At 46.9% G+C, this 19,594-nt stretch carries 18 protein-coding genes; 7 read left to right on the top strand and 11 right to left on the bottom strand.

What is annotated here, in order from left to right:
• The first annotated feature begins 86 nt into the window (after positions 1-86).
• The 5 genes from A8709_RS22190 (at position 87) to A8709_RS22170 (ending at position 6,307) form a co-directional block, all read left to right on the top strand.
• Positions 87-1,475: a YheC/YheD family endospore coat-associated protein gene (locus tag A8709_RS22190; RefSeq protein WP_065855258.1), complete on the top strand. Its 1,389-nt coding sequence runs from the start codon at positions 87-89 to the stop codon at positions 1,473-1,475.
• A gap of 14 nt (positions 1,476-1,489) precedes the next feature.
• The gene (locus A8709_RS22185; RefSeq protein ID WP_208607730.1) at positions 1,490-2,596 is read left to right on the top strand and encodes a YheC/YheD family endospore coat-associated protein; all 1,107 of its coding nucleotides are present in this window, start codon (positions 1,490-1,492) and stop codon (positions 2,594-2,596) included.
• A 103-nt stretch (positions 2,597-2,699) separates the two neighbouring features.
• Positions 2,700-4,064 (top strand): YheC/YheD family endospore coat-associated protein, encoded by a 1,365-nt coding sequence (locus A8709_RS22180; RefSeq protein ID WP_065855254.1) that lies wholly within the window; start codon positions 2,700-2,702, stop codon positions 4,062-4,064.
• Positions 4,064-5,191 (top strand): YheC/YheD family endospore coat-associated protein, encoded by a 1,128-nt coding sequence (locus A8709_RS22175; protein WP_065855252.1) that lies wholly within the window; start codon positions 4,064-4,066, stop codon positions 5,189-5,191. The genes A8709_RS22180 and A8709_RS22175 overlap by 1 nt, the downstream gene beginning before the upstream one ends.
• Positions 5,192-5,197: 6 nt before the next feature.
• Complete coding sequence (locus A8709_RS22170) at positions 5,198-6,307, top strand: YheC/YheD family endospore coat-associated protein (protein WP_065855250.1); 1,110 nt, start codon at positions 5,198-5,200, stop codon at positions 6,305-6,307.
• 62 nt (positions 6,308-6,369) lie between these two features.
• Here the strand turns inward: A8709_RS22170 and A8709_RS22165 are convergent, their stop codons facing one another.
• From A8709_RS22165 to A8709_RS22150, 4 genes are all read right to left on the bottom strand, one after another.
• Positions 6,370-6,744, bottom strand: a complete 375-nt coding sequence (locus A8709_RS22165) for an ArsR/SmtB family transcription factor (RefSeq protein WP_065855248.1) — start codon at positions 6,742-6,744, stop codon at positions 6,370-6,372.
• A 28-nt stretch (positions 6,745-6,772) separates the two neighbouring features.
• Positions 6,773-7,819: a cation diffusion facilitator family transporter gene (locus tag A8709_RS22160; protein ID WP_065855246.1), complete on the bottom strand. Its 1,047-nt coding sequence runs from the start codon at positions 7,817-7,819 to the stop codon at positions 6,773-6,775.
• Between the two features lie 207 nt (positions 7,820-8,026).
• A complete protein-coding gene (locus A8709_RS22155; protein WP_244163288.1) occupies positions 8,027-8,260 on the bottom strand; it encodes a spore germination protein in 234 nt (77 codons plus the stop codon).
• A gap of 65 nt (positions 8,261-8,325) precedes the next feature.
• Entirely contained in the window at positions 8,326-8,997 is a 672-nt protein-coding gene (locus A8709_RS22150) for an HAD family hydrolase (RefSeq protein ID WP_065855244.1), read from the bottom strand.
• 255 nt (positions 8,998-9,252) lie between these two features.
• Here A8709_RS22150 and nagB point away from each other — a divergent pair, with 255 nt between their 5' ends.
• Together nagB and nagA are read left to right on the top strand one after the other, a co-directional pair.
• Entirely contained in the window at positions 9,253-9,981 is a 729-nt protein-coding gene (nagB, locus tag A8709_RS22145; protein ID WP_065855242.1) for a glucosamine-6-phosphate deaminase, read from the top strand.
• Complete coding sequence (gene nagA / locus A8709_RS22140) at positions 9,978-11,156, top strand: N-acetylglucosamine-6-phosphate deacetylase (RefSeq protein ID WP_065855240.1); 1,179 nt, start codon at positions 9,978-9,980, stop codon at positions 11,154-11,156. Before nagB ends, nagA begins: the two co-directional genes overlap by 4 nt.
• Before the next feature lie 1,257 nt (positions 11,157-12,413).
• Here nagA and A8709_RS22135 read toward each other — a convergent pair.
• The 7 genes from A8709_RS22135 to A8709_RS22105 all read right to left on the bottom strand — a co-directional run bounded on the left by A8709_RS22135 (position 12,414) and on the right by A8709_RS22105 (position 19,567).
• Positions 12,414-12,983: a manganese catalase family protein gene (locus A8709_RS22135; protein ID WP_065855239.1), complete on the bottom strand. Its 570-nt coding sequence runs from the start codon at positions 12,981-12,983 to the stop codon at positions 12,414-12,416.
• A 15-nt stretch (positions 12,984-12,998) separates the two neighbouring features.
• Positions 12,999-13,265: a spore coat protein CotJB gene (locus A8709_RS22130; protein WP_065855236.1), complete on the bottom strand. Its 267-nt coding sequence runs from the start codon at positions 13,263-13,265 to the stop codon at positions 12,999-13,001.
• Complete coding sequence (locus A8709_RS22125) at positions 13,262-13,498, bottom strand: spore coat associated protein CotJA (RefSeq protein ID WP_065855235.1); 237 nt, start codon at positions 13,496-13,498, stop codon at positions 13,262-13,264. Before A8709_RS22125 ends, A8709_RS22130 begins: the two co-directional genes overlap by 4 nt.
• Positions 13,499-13,655: 157 nt before the next feature.
• A complete protein-coding gene (ytvI, locus tag A8709_RS22120; protein WP_065855233.1) occupies positions 13,656-14,705 on the bottom strand; it encodes a sporulation integral membrane protein YtvI in 1,050 nt (349 codons plus the stop codon).
• A 14-nt stretch (positions 14,706-14,719) separates the two neighbouring features.
• Positions 14,720-16,057: a hemolysin family protein gene (locus A8709_RS22115; protein WP_065855231.1), complete on the bottom strand. Its 1,338-nt coding sequence runs from the start codon at positions 16,055-16,057 to the stop codon at positions 14,720-14,722.
• A 26-nt stretch (positions 16,058-16,083) separates the two neighbouring features.
• Entirely contained in the window at positions 16,084-17,211 is a 1,128-nt protein-coding gene (gene yfkAB / locus A8709_RS22110) for a radical SAM/CxCxxxxC motif protein YfkAB (protein ID WP_065855229.1), read from the bottom strand.
• A gap of 130 nt (positions 17,212-17,341) precedes the next feature.
• On the bottom strand, positions 17,342-19,567 hold the full coding sequence (locus A8709_RS22105; protein ID WP_065855227.1) for an MMPL family transporter: 2,226 nt from the start codon (positions 19,565-19,567) through the stop codon (positions 17,342-17,344).
• Positions 19,568-19,594 lie beyond the last annotated feature (27 nt).

Here is a 19,594-nt window from a genome sequence, read left to right as displayed (position 1 = left end):
AAGGGAAATATGTCCTCATATGATGGAGTAGTTTACTTTGCTTAAACAGCCTTTGCCATTTGTGATGCTGGAAGGAGTGTTCACTATTGACCAGAACGAAAGTTGGCGTATCCATTCAAAGCACCAGCATCTATTTGGATGATCGGACCGTTGTTCTAAGTGAAGCCATTGCAAGAAAATGGAAAGTTCCGTCCAATCAAATGATCACCATGCGATTCGGCTCATCTAAACAGGATGTCAAAGTGGTCACCGCTGCTGTATCGAATAGCCTCCGTCTCGACCCTTCACTTGCATCTAAGATCGGTCTTCAACAAGGGGCACGGCTTAATCTCCACTATAAGCCCACTTCGAATATCATGTCGATTGGACCGTTGATTGGCGTCATGATCAGCCGCGTTAATACGAGTTCACCAAGCCGCCCTTTCGGCGCGATCACTACGTTTTGTAAAGAACTGACCAACGCTTGTGAACAAATTGGGGCAAGTGTGTGTTTCTTCCCGCCACGGGAAATGCGCCCTAACGCTACCTCAATTGCTGCATATTCGTATGCGAATGGCTCTTGGATCAAATCAACGTTCCCGATTCCGAACGTAATTTACAACCGGCTCACTTCACGGAAGTACGAGAACATGGCTAATGTTCAACAATTCATGAAGGACGTCAAAACCCGCTATGGGACGGAAATTTTCAATGAAAAGTATTTGAATAAAACCGAAGTCTTCGAGGCTCTGCGCAAAGAAAGCTCCTTGCATACCTATTTACCAGAGTCTTACCTGTTCAAAAACTTTCAAATGCTGAAATCGATGGCTTCCCGCCATAGTGTTCTCTTCCTTAAACCGATTACCGGAAGTCTTGGCAATGGCATTATTCGTATTCGCAGAGAAGGCGGCGGAGAAGCGTATACCGCTCACTCCACAAGTCTCGCCGGTGTCCGTAAACAGACATTCCCTTCTCTTCTAGCCACCTTTCAGTCCATTTCCGGCAAGCTCAAAACGCAGCGTTTTCAAATCCAACAAGGACTCGATCTCATCACCACAGACGGCAATCCGATTGATTTCCGGGCACTCGTGCAGCGAGGGGAAACCGGAAAATGGGAGATCACATCGATCGTGGGCCGAATTGCAGGTGCGCAGCACTTTGTCTCTAACCTCGCCCGTGGCGGCTCACTATCAACGGTACCTGCCGCTTTAGCCAAAGCTGGATTTTCCACAGCGACCCGCAACTCGATTAAACAACGATTACGTAAAGCCTCCCTGGATATCGCCAAAGGAATCGAGACTCAAATCCCTAGTCATTTCGGTGAACTAGGCATCGATCTTGCCGTGGATCGTTCAGGCCGCGTATGGCTGCTGGAAGTCAACTCCAAGCCATCTAAAGATGATAATACTGCGCTGAACACCGACACGAATAAAAATAAAATTAGACCCTCTGTTCGAACGTTGGTCAAATACGCTCGTTTTTTAGCGAAGCATTGAGGTGAAACATGCGATTGCGAACACAACGCCCTTCGTTAGGCATCATGGTAACCGAACTGAATCGAGAACTTCCTTTTGCCAACTCGAATTTCTATCAGAATCTCAGTTACCACGGCAGTAACGAGGGGATGGATGTAATTGTTTTCTCGCCAAATCGTATCAACTGGGAACAAGACATGGTCAGAGGATACATGTACGAGCGAGAGACACAAACATGGATCGCCAAGCTGTTTCCACTTCCTTCGCTCATCTATGATCGCTGTTTCTTTTCCAACAAACAGAGCTATCTGATGTATCAATCTCTTGTTCGCAAGCTGCGCGAGAAGCCTCACATTCGATTCCTTGGCTACGGGTTAGGCGGAAAGTGGGAAGTCGGTCAGATTTTACAGAGGGATGCAGACCTGCAGCCTTACTTGCCCGAAACCAATCGACTTCGGAACAAACGCCAATTAGAAGCGTGGCTGCATAACCGAACAGACGCTTTCTTGAAGCCGCAAGGGGGCAGCCAAGGAAGAGGCGCGCTTCACGTACACAAAGAGGGGCTTTTGTTTCAAGTTCAAGGACGGGATGGATCCAACCATCCCATTGCCCGTGATTTTATGGATTGGGATTCTTGTTGGCAGTGGCTGAAGAACCTCATTGGCACACGCCCATATCTTCTTCAAGAATACTTACATCTCCATTCGTTGAATGGCATGGCTTATGATGTACGATCTTTGGTACAAAAAAATGGCCGCGGATATTGGGAACATACGGGCATGGCCGTTCGTATTGGTAAACCTGGAAGTATCACCTCCAACCTGCATGGGGGAGGCACTGCCGAGGATGTCACTGATTTTCTCGCGAGAGAATTTGGGGAGACGAAATCACAACAGCTGTTAGACACGATTGCGACACTTTCGAAGCACATTCCTACATTGCTCGAGGCCTCTCATGGTCGTCTTGTTGAGCTAGGTATCGATCTGGGCATTGATACCAGTGGACATGTGTGGATTCTTGAAGTGAATTCCAAGCCGGGCAGGACGGTTTTTGCCCGTTTGCATAATGAGCGAGCACGTATGAAATCAATTACAAATCCGATCCACTACGCAGGATTTTTGCTTAACAAACAACTGAGCTGAAGCCAGCTAAGCTTTGTTTGATCGTGCTCATAAGGCAGAAGATCATCTCTGTCTTTTTAGACACGGAAAGCCCGTAGGGCAACAAGTTTAGGAGGGTAACCTAATGAGTTTGACATCGTGTATGCTCCACGCCGTACAACGAACAGATAGATCGGTCTACTTAACGAGTGATCTCGCCAAAGCTTTACGGTTAACCGGGACTAAAACCATTACTGTAAGGGTTGGGAGTAAAAGTACTACGTTACCGGTCCGTCTGATCAAAAAAAGTGGTCAGCATATGTACATCCCGCTTTCCTTAATGGCCTCCTTACGTATTCCTCGCACAGGGAATGTGTTAGTTGCTAATACCAGCAATAAAGAGCTTCGTATTGGTCCGCTTATTGGAGTTCTTACCAATATCGAGAATGGCACCTCGCCTTTCGGCAGCAAGACCGGCTTCATTCGCCAAGTCATTAATACAGGTTCAAGCCGTTCCTTTTCCTTCGCATTCTCTCCCAGGAGTGTAAACTGGGTGCAAGAAACCGTCATCGGTATGGTCCCTAAAGAAGGCGGGGGTTGGATACGCAAAACGTTCCCGCTGCCTGATGTCATATACAATCGGCTTTCGAGCCGTGCGGCGGATAAATCAGCGAGTATGGAGAGCTTCAAAAATCGGTTCGTACGCCGAGGCATCCCCCTCTTTAATTGGAGCTTCTTCGACAAATGGGATGTTTATAAAATGTTAGACGGCGACGATGCCTTTCGTTTTGTCCCTGAGTCCCGCATCAATCCTTCAGCGGAACAGCTCAAAGAAATGTTAGATAAACATAAATTTATCTACTTGAAACCCACCGCTGGAAGCTTAGGCATCGGCATTTATCGCGTAACCTACAATCCGAAGCGAGGTTATTTCGTCCGTTATCGGAAAGGAAGCAAGAATGTCTTGATTCGTTTCTCCAAATTTGAAGGGCTGATGCAAATGTTGGGTACGGGGCGGGGCCGCCTTACCAACTACGTAGCCCAACAAGGCATTCGACTCATTGAAATTGATAATTGTCCTATCGATTTCCGCTTTCATTTAACAAAAAACGGTAATAACCAATGGATTGTTGCTGCCATTGGCGCCAAGAAATCCGGAAAAGGCAGTGTAACTACGCATATCCGTAATGGCGGTCAACTGCTGACTCCAGAACAAGTATTGCGCCACGTTTATGGCACTCGTGCGGAGTCCATTCTTGACAATGCCAAAGACACAGCCATTAAGCTGGCTGAAGGCATTGAGAAAAATTATGATCATTTGCTTGGGGAATTAGGCTTTGATATTGGGATTGATCAGAATGAGAAGGTGTGGATGTTCGAAGCGAACGCCAAACCAGGACGATCGATTTTCAAGCACCCTTCGCTTAAAGATGGCGATTATGCCACCATACAAAGCGTTTATGAACACTGCCTTTATTTGAGCCGCTTCCGCTCTAGGAGGGAAACCTAATGAGTTTGACCCTTCATGAGAAAGGACATAGGCCAACGCTTGCGATCCTCACCGTCAAAGACAGCTCACGTGTATTTCGAGGTAATTTGGACAATTTTCTAGACTTAATCGCGACAGGTGAGCGCTACGGTCTCGACGTCTATGTCGTAACAACGAAGGACTTCAGTCTATCGAGCTCAGAGCTCTATGGATATCGCTATCATCACGCAGCCAAGAAATGGAGCAGGGAACTCGTTCCCGCTCCTCAGGTTGTCTATAACCGAATTCCCTACCGTAAAATGGAAATGAGACCCGAGGTCCAACAAACGATTCAGGCTTGTAAACGCAGCACCAGTGTGCATCTATTTAACCCTTCTTTTTTCAACAAATGGACATTATTCAGCTGGTTAAATAATGCGAAAGAAAGCAAACCTTACATGCCTGATACACTGCAATTAACCGAAGCAAGTGATATTACGAAGTTATCGCAAAAGCACCCTGTTCTCTACCTGAAACCAGTAAAGGGAAAAGCAGGCAAGGGGATCATGCGAATTGATCAGGTTCAACCTAAAACCAGTTCCGGGCAATTTCGTCTAAGTCGTCAAGAAGACAAGAAAATGGTATACAGCTACCATAACTCCATGGATGAACTTTGGAATGAATGGAATCGCCATCGGGGATCCCATGATTATATCGTGCAGCAAGGCATTGCCTTAACCAGGTATAAAGATAGAGCCTATGATCTGCGTGCATTAATCCAGAAAACCTCCAAGGGAAATTGGAGCGTATCCGGCATTGGCGCACGTGTAGCTGGCAAATTAAGTATAACCACACATGTGCCCCGCGGCGGCTCGATCGATGAGCCTCAAAAACTGCTGACACACGCTTTCGGTTCCAAGGAAGCCAAAAACATTCTGCAACGCGTTCGCAAAGCCGTAGTCACCCTTGCTACTCAAATAGAGAAATCCTCCGGCAGTCCTCTTGGCGAAATGTCCATGGATATCGGTGTTGACACCTCTGGACACATCTGGTTTTTTGAAGCCAATTCCAAGCCAATGAAATTCGATGAACCCCGAATTCGTCGAAAATCGTTAGATCGCATAATTCTATACAGTCTGCATTTGATTAATAATCGGAGAAGAAGGTGATTATGCTTGGCTCAAGAACGACTAGGCGTACTCGCTATTTATATAAGCAAATCAAGATTAGAAGAACTTGCGTATTTCAAACGATTGAGCAAGGAAGGGCAAAAACTCGGTGTGCAAGTCGAAGTGTTCACCCCATCGGATGTACAGGGAAATTCAGTACGAACACTCACCTATGATTCTGAGCGCGGAAGATGGTTGCGAAAGTCTACATCTTTCCCGCCCATTATTTACGATCGGTGCCGTTATAAAGCCGCGGCGAATTATCAAATGCTCAAAGCTTTTCGTAATCGACATTCGAAACTCATCTATCTCAGCAAACCACTGGCCAATAAATGGGCAATGCACCAAATCCTTTCACAAAGCGCGACGATTCGTCCCTATTTGCCTGCAACCGTCCGCTTCAGTACCGTTCAAGAGCTCATGAAGTTCCTAAAAAAATATAAACTCATCTATGTAAAACCGAAAAATGGCACAGGTGGAAGGGGGATTCTGCGCATCGAGCAGCTCTCTCGTGATCTTTATCTTTTGCAAGGAAGAAATCAATCACGATCGATCATCGCACCTTTCCGCGCCAACGAAAGTCAGCTTTCGATTAAGCTCCATACCCTGAATCTGAGCCCAGACTATGTCGTGCAGCAAGGCATTCATTTAACATTAAGCGATGGCCGTGTGCATGATTATCGTTTGCTTATTCAAAAGAATGGTCAAGGAGAATGGGAAGTGACCGGCTGTGCAGGGCGAATTGGCCCCCATCGCAGTATTACCTCCAACCTGCACGGCGGTGGAATCGCGATCACCCAAGACCGACTCTTAGGATTTCGTTTTAACTCATCGGCGAAAATAGAGGATATTAAAGAAGAAATGAACAATTTCGCTTATAAGCTTGCTGACTATTTAGAAGTTAAGTTCGGTAAGCTGTGTGAATTGGGCATGGACATCGCCGTCGATCCCAAAGGAAATGTGTGGCTTCTTGAAGTGAATCCGAAACCGTCGCGAGAAGTTTTCCGCAGAATCGGCCAGAACAGCACGTACCAAAAGGCCGTGACCAGACCGCTTGAATATGCCCTTTGGATGCTGAAGCAAAAAAATAAAAGCACGGATGAGATGATCGATTAAAACTAAAAAACCTGAGATTGGGGTGAAAGTCATCCCGCTCTTCAGGTTTTCTTTGTGTTGTGTTATCTATGCCCCAGATGGCCCATCGTCTGTACGAAAATCTGCTCAATGTGTTCATCGTCTAAAGCGTAATACACGGTTTTGCCTTCTTTACGTCTTTTGACGATATGCAAATCCCTTAAATACCGTAATTGATGGGAAACAGCCGATTGCTCCATACTAATTCTAGTTGCAATATCATGCACACAGAGCTCCTTCCCGAGCAAGAAGTTGATGATTTTAACACGGGTTGGATCTCCTAAAGCTTTGAAGATTTCTGCAATCCCAACTGCTTGGGCATCGGTTAGTTCGTTCTGGTGCTCTGTCGAAGATCTTTCTGCAAGCTGACAGTCGCATTCTTCAATAGCTGGCCTCGCGTCTAGCAATCCTTTGTCCATCGTTAACCCTCCGATCATCACATGCTAATTACACGGGTAGAGCACCGTGGTTGATTGTAGATTTCTCAATTTGAATCGTCGCATGCGTGATGCCAAATGTCTTCTCAATCGACGTTAGTGCTTGTTGAAGAACCGCTTGACTATCTTGCGTATCGGCAATCCGTAAATGACAGCTCAACGAATCGATACCGGATGTAATTGTCCACACATGCAAATCATGCACATCCACGACACCTTCTAGTCCCTCCAAAACGTTCTGAACAGACGCAAGTGAAATCGCACTCGGCGTACCTTCCATCAAGATGTGCAAGGTCGATTTCAAGATGCCCCAAGCACCTTTTAAAATAAGAAGAGACACGATGATACTGATGATAGGATCTGCCGTGTACCACCCGAAGAGAAGCATCACAGCGCCTGCTACAATGGCCCCCACTGAGCCTAAAGCATCTCCTAAGATATGCATATAGGCGCTGCGCAAATTGAGATTGCCGTGCACATCTCCTTTACGCATGAGGGACCAGGCACTAATTAAATTGGCCAAAAGCCCTACACTAGCAATCAGCATCATAGATCCGCTGGCAACGGTTGACGGATGAAGGAATCGTAAAATGGCTTCCCATATAATAAGCCCTGCTATGACGAAGAGTGTCACGGCATTAAAGAGTGCTGCTAATATTTCAAATCGATGAAATCCGAAGGTCAATCGTGCTGACTTCGGCTTCGCCGCAAACCAGAATGCAAGGAGACTTAAGGCCAATGAACCTGCGTCACTTAGCATATGGCCAGAGTCAGATAGCAATGCCAAGCTGTTTGTCCACAAACCGCCAACAAATTCAAGTACCATGATCCCTGCCGTTATGAGTAGCGCAATGAGAAGTCCTTGTTTATTTCCTGCATGCCCATGATGATGTCCATGACCGTGATGGTGGTGCCCGTGACCATGATGATGATCGTGTTGCGAATGCTGATGATCATGTTGATGATCCTGGCCCTTATGGGCATGATCATGACCCTGTTTCTCATCCCCGTGGTGATGTTCGCATGCGTTTGATTTTTCCGAATCATGCTGATGCATGGCATTCCCTCCCTAGCTGACACGTTGCATCGCAGGATGCGACCGCAATAAAGTAGTTCAATACATATATGAATGATTGCTCATATGTTAATAATAATGATACTGACTTGCCCCTGTCAATAGGCTTCTCCAAAAATAAAAGACCGATTCATCTACTCACCTATCATGAGCTTGAATCGGTCTATGTCTTGCTGCTTAGGCGCTTAGTTAAGTCCCCGTCGCTACTTTATTCGCACCTGCATCGACCACGTCAGGATCGAATGTAATCGTAGCATTAAATAACGTTGTGGATACAGAAAAATCACCCGTTATTCCGCCACCAGCGCCCGCATATGATTTCGATGCACTTGTTGGGGCAATGATACACGTATCTCCGTTAACCAGGTTTCCTTCATTTCTTATAATATTAAATATTCCTACAAAAGAAGGCATTCTGATCATCACCTTACCTCTCAATGTGCTACAGTGTATGCCCATTGATCCTGCTTTGCGACAACCTGCGAAGATTATGCAAGGTAATCAAGCAGCTCGGTGAAATGACCGATTCGGATATGTGCGCCCTCCAGCTCTCCAGCTTCCCGGAAGCCCGCATAATCACAAGCAACGACAGTTAAGTTATTGCGGAGTCCTGCTTCAACATCAGAGGAGCGGTCGCCAACCATCCAGGCGTTTTGAATGCCATGTGTTTCAAGCAGCATTTTGACTAGATCCACTTTCGATCTTGTTTGATACTCACCAGCACTGTATAAGTTTTCAAAAAGAGGAGCCAGCCCCTTTGCTGCGATGACTTCCTTCACATAGGATTCTAGCCCGTTGCTCGCTACGAATAAGCGAACTCCTTTGTCATGAAGGGTCTGTAACGTTTCCGCTACGCCTTCATATAAGACACCTCGACCTTCGATCAGTCCTTGCAGCTGATGATGGATCAATAATTGATCCGCTTCTCGATGTACTTCCGGAGATGAATCAGGCATCACCCGCATCCAAATATGTTCAAGGAGCATCCCCAGCGCACCTAAAATACGCTCCTCAGGCGGTGTCTCCCCTGTATAAATTCCTTTTGCTTTTAACTCATCAAATGTCGCATGGTAAGCAGGAAGTAATAACGTTTCTGTCTGAAATAGTGTTCCGTCCAAATCAAAAAGCATCGCTTCCGGCAATTGTCTTCGAGTGCTCATCGTGCAGCTCCTTTATCATAAAAAATAGTTGTAATGATCTTAGTTAAGAATGGCAAACATACCCATGTAAGTCAATGTTCAATCATGGAAAAATGGTTATTGCCGATCTCAAAAAAAACAGTTATGATTGAAATGAGAATAATTTGATCAAAAAATGAATCTTTTATGCAAAATAATTTTATCTTCATCAAAAATTTTAAATAGCTTAGCCATCACATTGCGAGATCTCGTCCATGAAAGAGAGGAATAACAACAATGAATCTTCATATTTTCCAGAATCAGCAAGAACTGAACGAAGCAGGTGCAGGAATTATCACCTCCCTCGTACAAATGCAACCGAAAGCCGTGCTCGGCTTAGCAACAGGTGGTACACCTGTCGGTATTTACGAAGAGCTTGTGAAAGCCTACGATAAAGGTCGTGTTAGCTTTAAACAAGTCACTACCTTCAATTTAGATGAATATGTCGGCTTACCTGTCGATCATTCTGAGAGCTATCATGCTTATATGCAACAGCACTTATTTGCACATATCGATCTACCTGCAAGTTCCGCTCATATCCCGAATGGCAATGCACCCGATTTGGAAGCAGAATGTGAACGATTCAATCAACTTCTTGATGATGCGAAGCAAATTGATTTGCAAATTCTTGGTCTAGGCCATAACGGACATATCGGCTTCAATGAACCTGACGATGCGTTAATTAGCGGTACACACCGCGTCGAATTGAAAGATGAAACACGTGAAGCGAATGCGCGATATTTTGATTCTATTGAGGACGTGCCTACACACGCGCTGACGATGGGGGTTGGTACCATTTTGAAAGCCAAAACCATCCTACTAATCGTTCGCGGCGCTGATAAAGCCGAAATCGTTCATCGTGCACTCACAGGTCCGATTACGACAGAGGTTCCTGCTACCTTGCTTCAAACTCACCCGCACCTTGTCGTACTATTGGATGCTGAGGCAGGGAGGCTTTTCGAATGAGCGAACTTCTCATCTCGGGTGCCAAGATCGTAACTGAACAAGGCATTATTGAAAATGGCATCGTGCATGTTGTCGATGGTAAACTGGCCTTCGTAGGCGAGCATACATCGTGGAAGGCAGATTCAGCTAGTCCACTTGCCGAACGTATGGATGCCCAAGGCAAATGGTTATTACCTGGCTTCATCGATGTTCACGTTCATGGCGGTTATGGCGCTGACTTCATGGAAGCCAATCCCGAAACGTTAGATACGATTACTCGTTTCCATGCCTCCCATGGCACCACTTCCATGCTCGCTACGACGATGACAGCTACACACGAAGCTATTGAGCGTGTGCTTGGTGAAGTTCAAAGCTATATCAAGCAGCCGATGCCTTATGCTCAGCTGCTTGGTGTGCATTTGGAAGGGCCTTTCATTTCGCCCAAATGGGCTGGCGCCCAAGACCCGAAACTCATGGTCACGCCACAGCTGCCATGGCTTATTGATTGGCATGAGCGTTTCCCGCAGCTCATGAAGCAGTTGACCTTAGCCCCCGAACGCGAGGGGGGCCATGAAATGATCGCGTGGCTGCGCGATCATGGCATCGTAGCCGCATGCGGCCATACGGACGCCTCTTACGCCGACATCCAGTCGGCAGCGGACGTGGGGCTCTCGCATGCGGTGCACACCTTCAACGCGATGAAGCCGCTGCATCATCGCGAACCTGGTACCGTCGGTGCGGTGCTCACCGACGCACGCATCAGCGGCGAAGTCATCGCTGATGGCATTCACGTGCATCCAGCAGCGATTAAGCTGCTGACGATGGTGAAGCAGCCACATGGCTTGCTGCTGATCACGGACGCCATGTCCGCCGCCGGGCTCGGCGACGGGCAGTATGACCTCGGCGGCCAGGCCGTTACCGTGCAGTCAGGCGTGGCCCGGCTGACGGAGGGCGGCGCGCTCGCCGGCAGTACGCTGACGATGATCGAGGCGCTCCGGTTTATGGTGCGCGAGGTTGGCGTCAGCGTCGCAGACGCGAGCCGCTATGCGAGCGGCAATCCGGCGAGGCTGCTGGGCCTCGAAGCGTCCCTCGGCTCCATTGCTGAGGGCAAGCAGGCCGACCTGCTGCTGATCAGCGCGGACGCGGAGCTAGCGCTTGAGCAGGTTTGGGTGCGCGGCGCAGCAATGAACATATAAGCGAGTCCAGCGGGTTACTCGCTGAATAAATATAATGAGGCTATCTCCAGGTTGAAATAACCATGGAGATAGCCTTTTTTATGAAGTAAGATCTTGGCTTCTGCTTCTTGTGCAAGATCCACTTAAACGTCTTCGAGAAACAGGCCACTACGCACACAGTTACTCGATATATTCGACTATCTCGCCGTGAAACAGGCCATTCCGCACACAGTTACTCGATATATCCGACTATCTCTCCATGAAACAGGCCACTACGCACACAGTTACTCGATATATTCGACTATCTCGCCGTGAAACAGGCCATTCCGCACCAAGATACTCGATATATCCGACTATCTCTCTGCGAAACAAGCAACTCCGCATGCAGTTGCTCGATAAATCCGACTATCTCTTCGAGAAGCAGCCACTCCGCACCTAGTTACTCGATATATCCGACTATCACTCCATGAAACAAGCCATTCCGCACACAGTTACTCGAAATATCCAACTACCTCTCCGTGAAACAGGTCACTCTGCACCAAGTTACTCGATAAATCCGACTATCTCCCTGTGAAACAGGCCACTCCGCACGCAGATGCTCGATAAATCCGACTATCTCTCTGTGATACAAGCCACTAAGCACCGAGTTACTCGATAGTTCCACTATCTCTCCATGAAACAGGCCACTCTGCACCAAGTTACTCGATAAATCCGACTATCTCTCCGTGAAACAGTCCATTCCGCACCGAGTTACTCGATATATCCGACTATCTCTTCGAGAAACAGGTCACTCTGCACCAAGTTACTCGATAAATCCGACTATCTCTCCGTGAAACAGTCCATTCCGCACACAGTTACTCGATATATCCGACTATCTCTTCGAGAAGCGACCCTCTCTGCAGGTTAATTAGTCCATTAAATCTACTTCCCCCTTCACGATTCAAGCGCTCACCTGCCTGCATGTCCATTAAATTGACTTACACTTCCAAATTCAGGCGCTCCGCTGCCTGCATGTCCATTAAATCGACTTACACTCCCAGATTCAGGCGCCCCACTGCCTGCATGTCCATCAAATCGACTTACACTTCACGATTCAGGCCCACCGCTGCCAATAAGTCGATTACAATAAGTCGATTAAATCGACATCCCCTTCCAGTCTCGAGGGCCACTACAAGGAGATAAATCATAAATCTAATAACAAAGGAGCTAAACACGCACACGCCGCTTAGCTCCTTCTGCATTCCCTATCCAATCCAGAGAATTGAAACTAACACCACCTCAGAAAATCTTCTTCTCCTCCCGATCCGCCTTCAATATCTCAACGGCCTCCCTGAAGCGAAGTGAATGCACGATTTCCCGCTCCCTGAGAAACTTCAAGCTATCCTGTAAATCGACGTCATCAGTCAAGTCAATGAGCCATTGGTAGGTTGCTCGCGCCTTCTCCTCGGCGGCAATATCCTCGTAAAGATCCGCAATGGGGTCTCCTTTGGCTTGTATGTAGGTTGCCGTCCACGGCACGCCTCCGGCACTCTGGTAGAACAGTCCCCGATCATGAGCCACATAGTGATCATCAAGGCCTGCAGCCTTGATCTGCTCCAACGTGGCGTCCTTCATAAGCTTATAGACCATCGTAGCTATCATCTCTAAATGAGCGAACTCCTCCGTCCCAATATCCGTCAGTAAGCCTACCACTTTATCCGGTATGGAGTACCGCTGATTTAAGTAACGAAGCGCAGCCGCAAGCTCACCGTCCGCTCCCCCATACTGCTCAAGAAGTAGTTTAGCCATACGAGGGTCGCATTTGCTTACCTTCACAGGGTATTGCAGCTTTTTCTCATAAATCCACATCGGCTATCCTCCTTCTCAAACTTGCCACGGCCATGGCGTCTTCACCCACTGCCACGGGTGTTTCGTGAAGCTATGCCCATACGCCATCAGAGGCCCGAACTCCAGCTCGAACTGTCCCACCATATTCATCCGTTTCTGTGCAAACTGATTGTATTGTTGAATCACACTCAAATCATCCGGATGTGTGTCCAGATAAAGCGTCAACTCGACCAAAACAAAATCTACTGCTTGCAGATCACGCAGCTGCTTGTAATAAGAATCAGGAAGCATATGCTCACTCATGTCGCAAAGCCTCCCTCATCAGTTCTGGGCTCCTGATACATCGGATAAGGCCCATAAAGTGCCGGCCAGAGTGTTCCTATCCTTAAGGCGTCATAAGGGCTAAATTGCGGCAATCCAGGCGGTTGAAAATGTATATATAACTGAGGCGCGGTATTATACCATTTCACCCGGATCGGTGGACAGGGGTCGCATGGGCCGATGTAGGGATACCAACTTTTGAATTGCGTGTACATACGTCTCCTCCTTTTTAGAGCCTATGTCACGTTATATGCGGCATAACTTGACCAAAAGCACTATATTTTTCCGAGAAACGTTGCGAAAAAAGCCCCAAAACAAAAAAATCTCTCCCCGGCTGCACATCGCAACCCGAAAGAGATTTGATTATAAGCATTATTCGTCTAACTTAATATTAAAGTTCAGTACTCCTGCTTTACGCAGCGACTGATAAATAATGACGACCAGAGGTCCGAGGAAAAGTCCCGCTAGCCCCAGCCATTCGAAGCCAATATACAAGGAAATCAGTGCCGCTAAGGAATGGATGCCCACTGCATCGCTAAGTACTTTTGGTTCAAGAATCCGCCTTAGAATAATTAATACTAAGAACAGAACAGATAAGCCAATACCCATCCCGGTATGTCCAATGAGCAATTGGTAGATGATCCAAGGGATAAAGATAAGCCCTGTACCGATGATCGGCACAAACTCCATCACCATGACAAGTAACGAAATAGCTAGCGGGTACTCCGCCCGGAGGATAAGTAAACCAATAAACGTCACTAAGTATGTAAATATCGCCATGATGAGCTGAGCGCGAATGAAGCCAAATATCGCTTTTCGTAAGTAGACAAGGACATTCTCCATTTTGATTCTGGATTTCGGTTCAAAGATGGAGAGAAATGCGGTCTTCATACTCGGCAAGCTATACAAACACAAGTACAATGCAATGACATAGACGATCAACAGCATGAACCAGTTCGGGATTTTACCAGCCATATTGAGGAAAAATCCTGAGATACCGCTGAGCGTGCTCGTTAACGCGCTTGTTATCGTCTCTGTGCTCCGTTCGAGCCAGCTTTGAATCTGGGCAGCCATTTCCGGTGATAACGAGTCATAGAACACTTGGGTGCGTGCAACAGCTTGATCCACATAACTATTCACTTGCTCCATATAGTTAGGGGCTTTGCGACCTAGATCGATGAGCTCAGTGACCACATTCATCCCAATGAAATAGATTAATGCGATTGTCAAAAGCGTAAATACCGTACTGATAATCGTTGCTGCGATAAATCGGCTCATTCTCCCAACCCGCGCGAGTAACAACGTTACGGGGTCTAAGAAAATAGCGGTCACCAATGCTAACAGGAATGGCAGTCCTACGGTGAATGCTCCGTACATCAGCAACAGTCCGAGCACGATGAGTATGGCTGTCTTAGGCGACATAGGAACTCCTCCGATTATTCATTTGCCGGTTTAACAGGATCAATATTCGTTATATGTATACGGACAATACGCAACCGATCCACCTCGGTCACTTCGAACACATGATTACCATAAGGGACTTTTTTCCCTTTGACTGGCGCGCCCTCTACTTTCTTAAAAAGCCATCCGCCAATCGAATCCACATCATCGTCTTCAATTTGAAGCTCTAGCATATCATTCAGATCTTCAAGCAAAACGCGGCCATCCACCGATGTGTATTTATCCTTCACTTCTACGCCAGGACGTTCATTGATATCGAATTCGTCGTGCAGCTCACCTACGATTTCTTCGATGATATCCTCTAAGGCTAACAATCCAGCTGTCCCTCCATATTCGTCAATAACAATAGCCAGTTGGGAATGTCTTTTCTGCATTAACTTGAGTACACGACTGACTTCCATCGACTCCGGTACATTGAGAATAGGCCGAATGAAGGTTTTGATTTCCTGATCCACATCTGGATCCGCCGTTAATAAATCAGCGATATGGACAAAGCCTACAATATTATCTTTATCCTGATCAGCTACGGGATAGCGCGTATGTTTCGTTTCATGGACGATCCTTAAATTATCGATAAAGCTTAGCTCCAGAAACAGACAGTCCATATCTGTCCGCGGCAGCATCACTTCACGTGCTATGAGGTCGGAGAATTCGAAAATATTATCGAAAAGCGTCATCTCATCTTGATTAATAATCCCGCTTTTGACACTCTCATCCATGAGAATACGAATTTCTTCCTCGGTATGGGCAGCTTCATGCTCACTAGCAGGCTCTACGCCAACCATCGCTAGGAATTTGTTCGCCGCGCCATTAAGCAGCCAAATGATCGGTCTAAAGATTTTATAGAAGTACAGTAACGGTGCTGAAAGCCATAGCGACGTTAGTTCCGCCTTCTGAATGGCAAAAGATTTAGGAGCAAGTTCTCCGAGCACAATGTGCATGAACGTAATGAAGCCGAAAGAGACAATAAATGATAAAGTCGTCGTAAATACCGAGGTTTCTAGGCCTAATGTGTGGAAGAGCGGCTCCATGATCAGCTCCGAAATTGCTGGTTCTCCCACCCAACCGAGACCCAAGGATGCCAGTGTAATCCCTAACTGCGTCGCAGATAAATAAGTATCCAACTGCGAAGTCACGGTGCTTGCAAATTTGGCTTTACCGCTGCCTTCATTGACTAGCTGCTGGATCCTGGAGTGCCGTACTTTAACAAGTGCGAATTCCGCTGCAACGAAAAAACCATTTAACAGCACGAGCACAACAACTAGGAAAAGATTAAGTACGATAGAACCGAAATCAAACGACGTATGTGGCAAAATGTATTTCTCCTTCAGAAAGATGATTAGATAATAGCTTTGCGGCTTTTGAAATCAACATTTCGGTAGTACGAGTCAGCAACCAGCAGGTTGGGACCGCAGCAGGAGGCGGCGCTACAGAAGCAATTCACGCGCTGATTCAAAGGGTTATTCTCCCAGCGAGCAAAGATGTCATCAAGCCCATCCTTGTGTATATTTCCAAGCGGCGGTTCATTGGCAAAATCGGTAACGAACACCTCGCCTGTAAAAGTGCTCACATTCAGTCGGTTTCGTCCATCGGGATCATTACGGACCGTTACGTTCGGCTCCTCGCGCAGCCTTTTAACTAACTTGCGATCCTCTTCAAGCTCATTACAAGCGAAGAATGGTAACGTTCCGAACAGCATCCACATCTCTGGATTCCGCGTATCTAACAAGCGATGTATACTCGCACGCAGTTCATCTGGCGAAACCATCGGAAGATGGGAAGCAAAGGAGCTCGCATACATGGGATGTACTTCATGTCGCTTACAGCCCATTTCATTAATGAGTTGATGAATCTCCGGCAATTTCAGATGTGTGCGCGTGTTAATCATCGATTCGGCAGAAACGTACAACCCGCCTTTGCTCAGCGCAATCGTATTCGAGACCATTCGCTCATACATGCCGGCAGCAGTTGCTTGCCCAACAGGACGCTGCGAATTAACAAAACCAACTTGATGGAAATCGTCCGCATTCAAATAATTGAAGGAGATGTGCATGACATCCAAATAAGGTGCCAATAGCTCATACCGTTCCAAATCCAATGTTAAATTGGAGTTGATTTGCGTACGAATTCCCCGCTCCCGCGCATATTTGAGGATGGGGAGCATGTAGTCCTTGACGATCTTAATGTGATAGGAAGGTTCTCCTCCCGTTAAGCTGATCGTTTCCAGATGCTCAATTTCATCCAGCTTTTGCAAAATGACAGGCAGTGGAATGCGCGGCCCTTCCGTCATCGTAAGTGAATCCCCAACCGCACAATGCTCACATCGCATATTGCACAGATTGGTGATCGTAAGTTCTATACTTGTTAAGACATGTTTCCCGTATTTCCGATACGACCGAATGGGGTCCCAAGGGTCATAATGGGGAGTTAACTCCGGTAAGATGGAGTGTGATGCGTTCCTATTCATGCTGTTTACACCTGACCTATCATTTCCTATTCAACAACGTTTGACTACCTTTTATGCCTATACCTATGCCCTTTATTGTAACTTATGATTCACAAAAAAGGAAACATCCGCAGGAAATGCGGCTCTATCCCTACGACTTATCTACTTTCGTTTGCGGCTTAACACGCAGCCACTTGGGTGCCCACCAGTTGGCATCGCCAAGCAGCTTCATCAGTGCGGGAACAAGCATGACGCGCACAATTGTCGCATCTATTAAGACAGCTAAACCCAATCCTAGACCTAGCGCCTTCATAATTTCAATATCCGTAAATATAAACGATCCCACAACAACAACAAGAATGAAAGCTGCGCTTGTAATTAAACTACCCGTTTTTTTCAATCCTTCAGCCGTACTTCGATCGTTATCGCCACTCGCTTCATATTCTTCCATGATCCGTGAGATGAGAAACACCTCATAATCCATAGAAATCCCAAATACGACACAGAAAATAATAACTGGCAGCGTCGCACTCACATATCCAATAGAAGTGATATGCAGCATATCCGCCATGTAGCCATGTTGAAAGACGAGAACTACAACCCCTAAGCTTGCCCCCAGGCTCAACATATTCATGAGCACGGCTTTGAGCGGGAGAATGACTGATCTGAAAGCAAATAGCAATACCAAATAGGTAATTCCCATGACAAAAATTAAGACGCCTGGTATCTCATTTTGAATACGATCTATAATGTCCAACCGATAGGCAGGACCACCGGTAACAGCCGTCTTTACCCCATCTTGACTCAGCTTGCGAAGGTCTCTAACAAGGGTATCCGTCGCGGGATCATCCGTGTCCTTCTCCGGAACAACGATTAGCAAGGCGGTATGTCCCTTTGCGATTTGCGAATCCTCGAGCTGCTTTTTAACATCGGCGCTGCTGAACATGCCAGTTAGCTCTGCATCTGTATGTGTGCCTAAGGCGCTCAGATAGCTTTGAATTTCCTTCACACCAGCAACTGCTTTGACCTTATCACTATAGGCATGAATTTGGGCTATAGAGGCAGCTGACCATACCTCTTCGTCCGTATGTACGACGATTTGAATGGGTCCCATCACCCTAGGATCATAAGCTGTTTTGAGCAGCTCAGCGCCATAGCGGGATTCATAGCTCGGAGGAAGTACCTCTGCATTCGGTACACCTAACTTCATTTGACCGATGGGTGTCATTGTATAAATTAAAGCACCCCCTACAAGAACAACCAGCAGGACGGGACGTTTCATAACTGCATAAGCGACCTTTTCCCAGAACATGGAGGTTTTCTGCTTACGGAACCGTTTGGGTACAACCTGCAAGGAGTTGATTCGATGACCTAGTGCACCCAGTAGAGCTAATAACACTGTATTCGCCACAACAACGGAAATAGATACAACGATCACGCCGCCAAGACATAACGAACGGAAGAACGTCAGATCCACAAAGAGCATCCCCAACAGACCGATAAGGACAGCAATACCCGAGAAGAAAATCGACTTTCCTGCGGTCTGACAGGTCATCGCAACAGCCTCGGCCACACTTCCTTGTACCTTCAGCTCTTCACGGAAACGGCTCACCAGGAATAGCGCATAATCAATACCGACGGCAAGCCCGAGCATGGTAACCATATTGGGTAAAAAGTTCGATAAGGATTGATGCTGTGCGATAAAATAAGTGACTCCGAGCGTCAATGTGACACTCATGATGCCAACAATCATCGGGAGCAACGCAGCCACGAACGTGCCAAAAACAAACAAAAGGACAATGAGGGCAATCGGCAAGCCAATCGCCTCGGATTTGGCAATATCATGCTTGCTTGCTTCTTGCATATCGTATAGAATCGCCGGTCCACCCGTCACGTAAACTTTCATATTTGCAGGTGCATGTACAAGCGCCTTGAGTTCCGGATATTTCTCTAACGCGGGATCCGTATCTAACTTGAGCGAAACGGTAACACCTTGCACGTCCGTATGACCTTCGTTTCGCGCAGCGGTTATGAACTTCACACTTTCTACATAGGGAAGTTTTCTGAGCTCACCTAGTGAATCCATAATCACTTGCTGTTGATCTTTCCCTGTTAAATTGAGACCGTTCATTCCCGTATACACAATGTTCAGCTGCGTTCGTACCACGCCAAGGTCATCATGCATCTGAATCAAACCGAGATCAGACTCGCTGCCCTTAGGGGTAAATCCATTGTCTTTCAGTATGCCTGGCGTTTTTTGTGCAAAAACAGCAAAACTAAGCATGAGAATAATACCGATGGCCAAGACCAGCCAACGAAACCGAAACATGGCATAGCCCCACCGCCAGAACTTGCCTTTACTTGTTGATTCCCGCATCGTAGCTCCTCCTTTATCTACAAAAAG

This window comes from Paenibacillus pectinilyticus (genome assembly GCF_001700435.1).
GTDB classification, from domain to species: domain Bacteria; phylum Bacillota; class Bacilli; order Paenibacillales; family NBRC-103111; genus Paenibacillus_E; species Paenibacillus_E pectinilyticus.
This window is presented reverse-complemented; position numbering and strand designations above follow the sequence as displayed.

Bases quoted from the DNA above. Each gene is read 5' to 3' on its own strand.
- nagA (WP_065855240.1), top strand. From the start codon at position 9,978: ATGAGCGAACTTCTCATCTCGGGTGCCAAGATCGTAACTGAACAAGGC.
- A8709_RS22105 (WP_065855227.1), bottom strand. From the start codon at position 19,567: ATGCGGGAATCAACAAGTAAAGGCAAGTTCTGGCGGTGGGGCTATGCC.
- A8709_RS22150 (WP_065855244.1), bottom strand. From the start codon at position 8,997: ATGAGCACTCGAAGACAATTGCCGGAAGCGATGCTTTTTGATTTGGAC.
- ytvI (WP_065855233.1), bottom strand. From the start codon at position 14,705: ATGTCGCCTAAGACAGCCATACTCATCGTGCTCGGACTGTTGCTGATG.
- yfkAB (WP_065855229.1), bottom strand. From the start codon at position 17,211: ATGAATAGGAACGCATCACACTCCATCTTACCGGAGTTAACTCCCCAT.
- A8709_RS22155 (WP_244163288.1), bottom strand. From the start codon at position 8,260: ATGATCAGAATGCCTTCTTTTGTAGGAATATTTAATATTATAAGAAAT.
- A8709_RS22160 (WP_065855246.1), bottom strand. From the start codon at position 7,819: ATGCATCAGCATGATTCGGAAAAATCAAACGCATGCGAACATCACCAC.
- A8709_RS22180 (WP_065855254.1), top strand. From the start codon at position 2,700: ATGAGTTTGACATCGTGTATGCTCCACGCCGTACAACGAACAGATAGA.
- A8709_RS22130 (WP_065855236.1), bottom strand. From the start codon at position 13,265: ATGAGTGAGCATATGCTTCCTGATTCTTATTACAAGCAGCTGCGTGAT.
- A8709_RS22175 (WP_065855252.1), top strand. From the start codon at position 4,064: ATGAGTTTGACCCTTCATGAGAAAGGACATAGGCCAACGCTTGCGATC.
- A8709_RS22135 (WP_065855239.1), bottom strand. From the start codon at position 12,983: ATGTGGATTTATGAGAAAAAGCTGCAATACCCTGTGAAGGTAAGCAAA.
- nagB (WP_065855242.1), top strand. From the start codon at position 9,253: ATGAATCTTCATATTTTCCAGAATCAGCAAGAACTGAACGAAGCAGGT.
- A8709_RS22125 (WP_065855235.1), bottom strand. From the start codon at position 13,498: ATGTACACGCAATTCAAAAGTTGGTATCCCTACATCGGCCCATGCGAC.
- A8709_RS22165 (WP_065855248.1), bottom strand. From the start codon at position 6,744: ATGGACAAAGGATTGCTAGACGCGAGGCCAGCTATTGAAGAATGCGAC.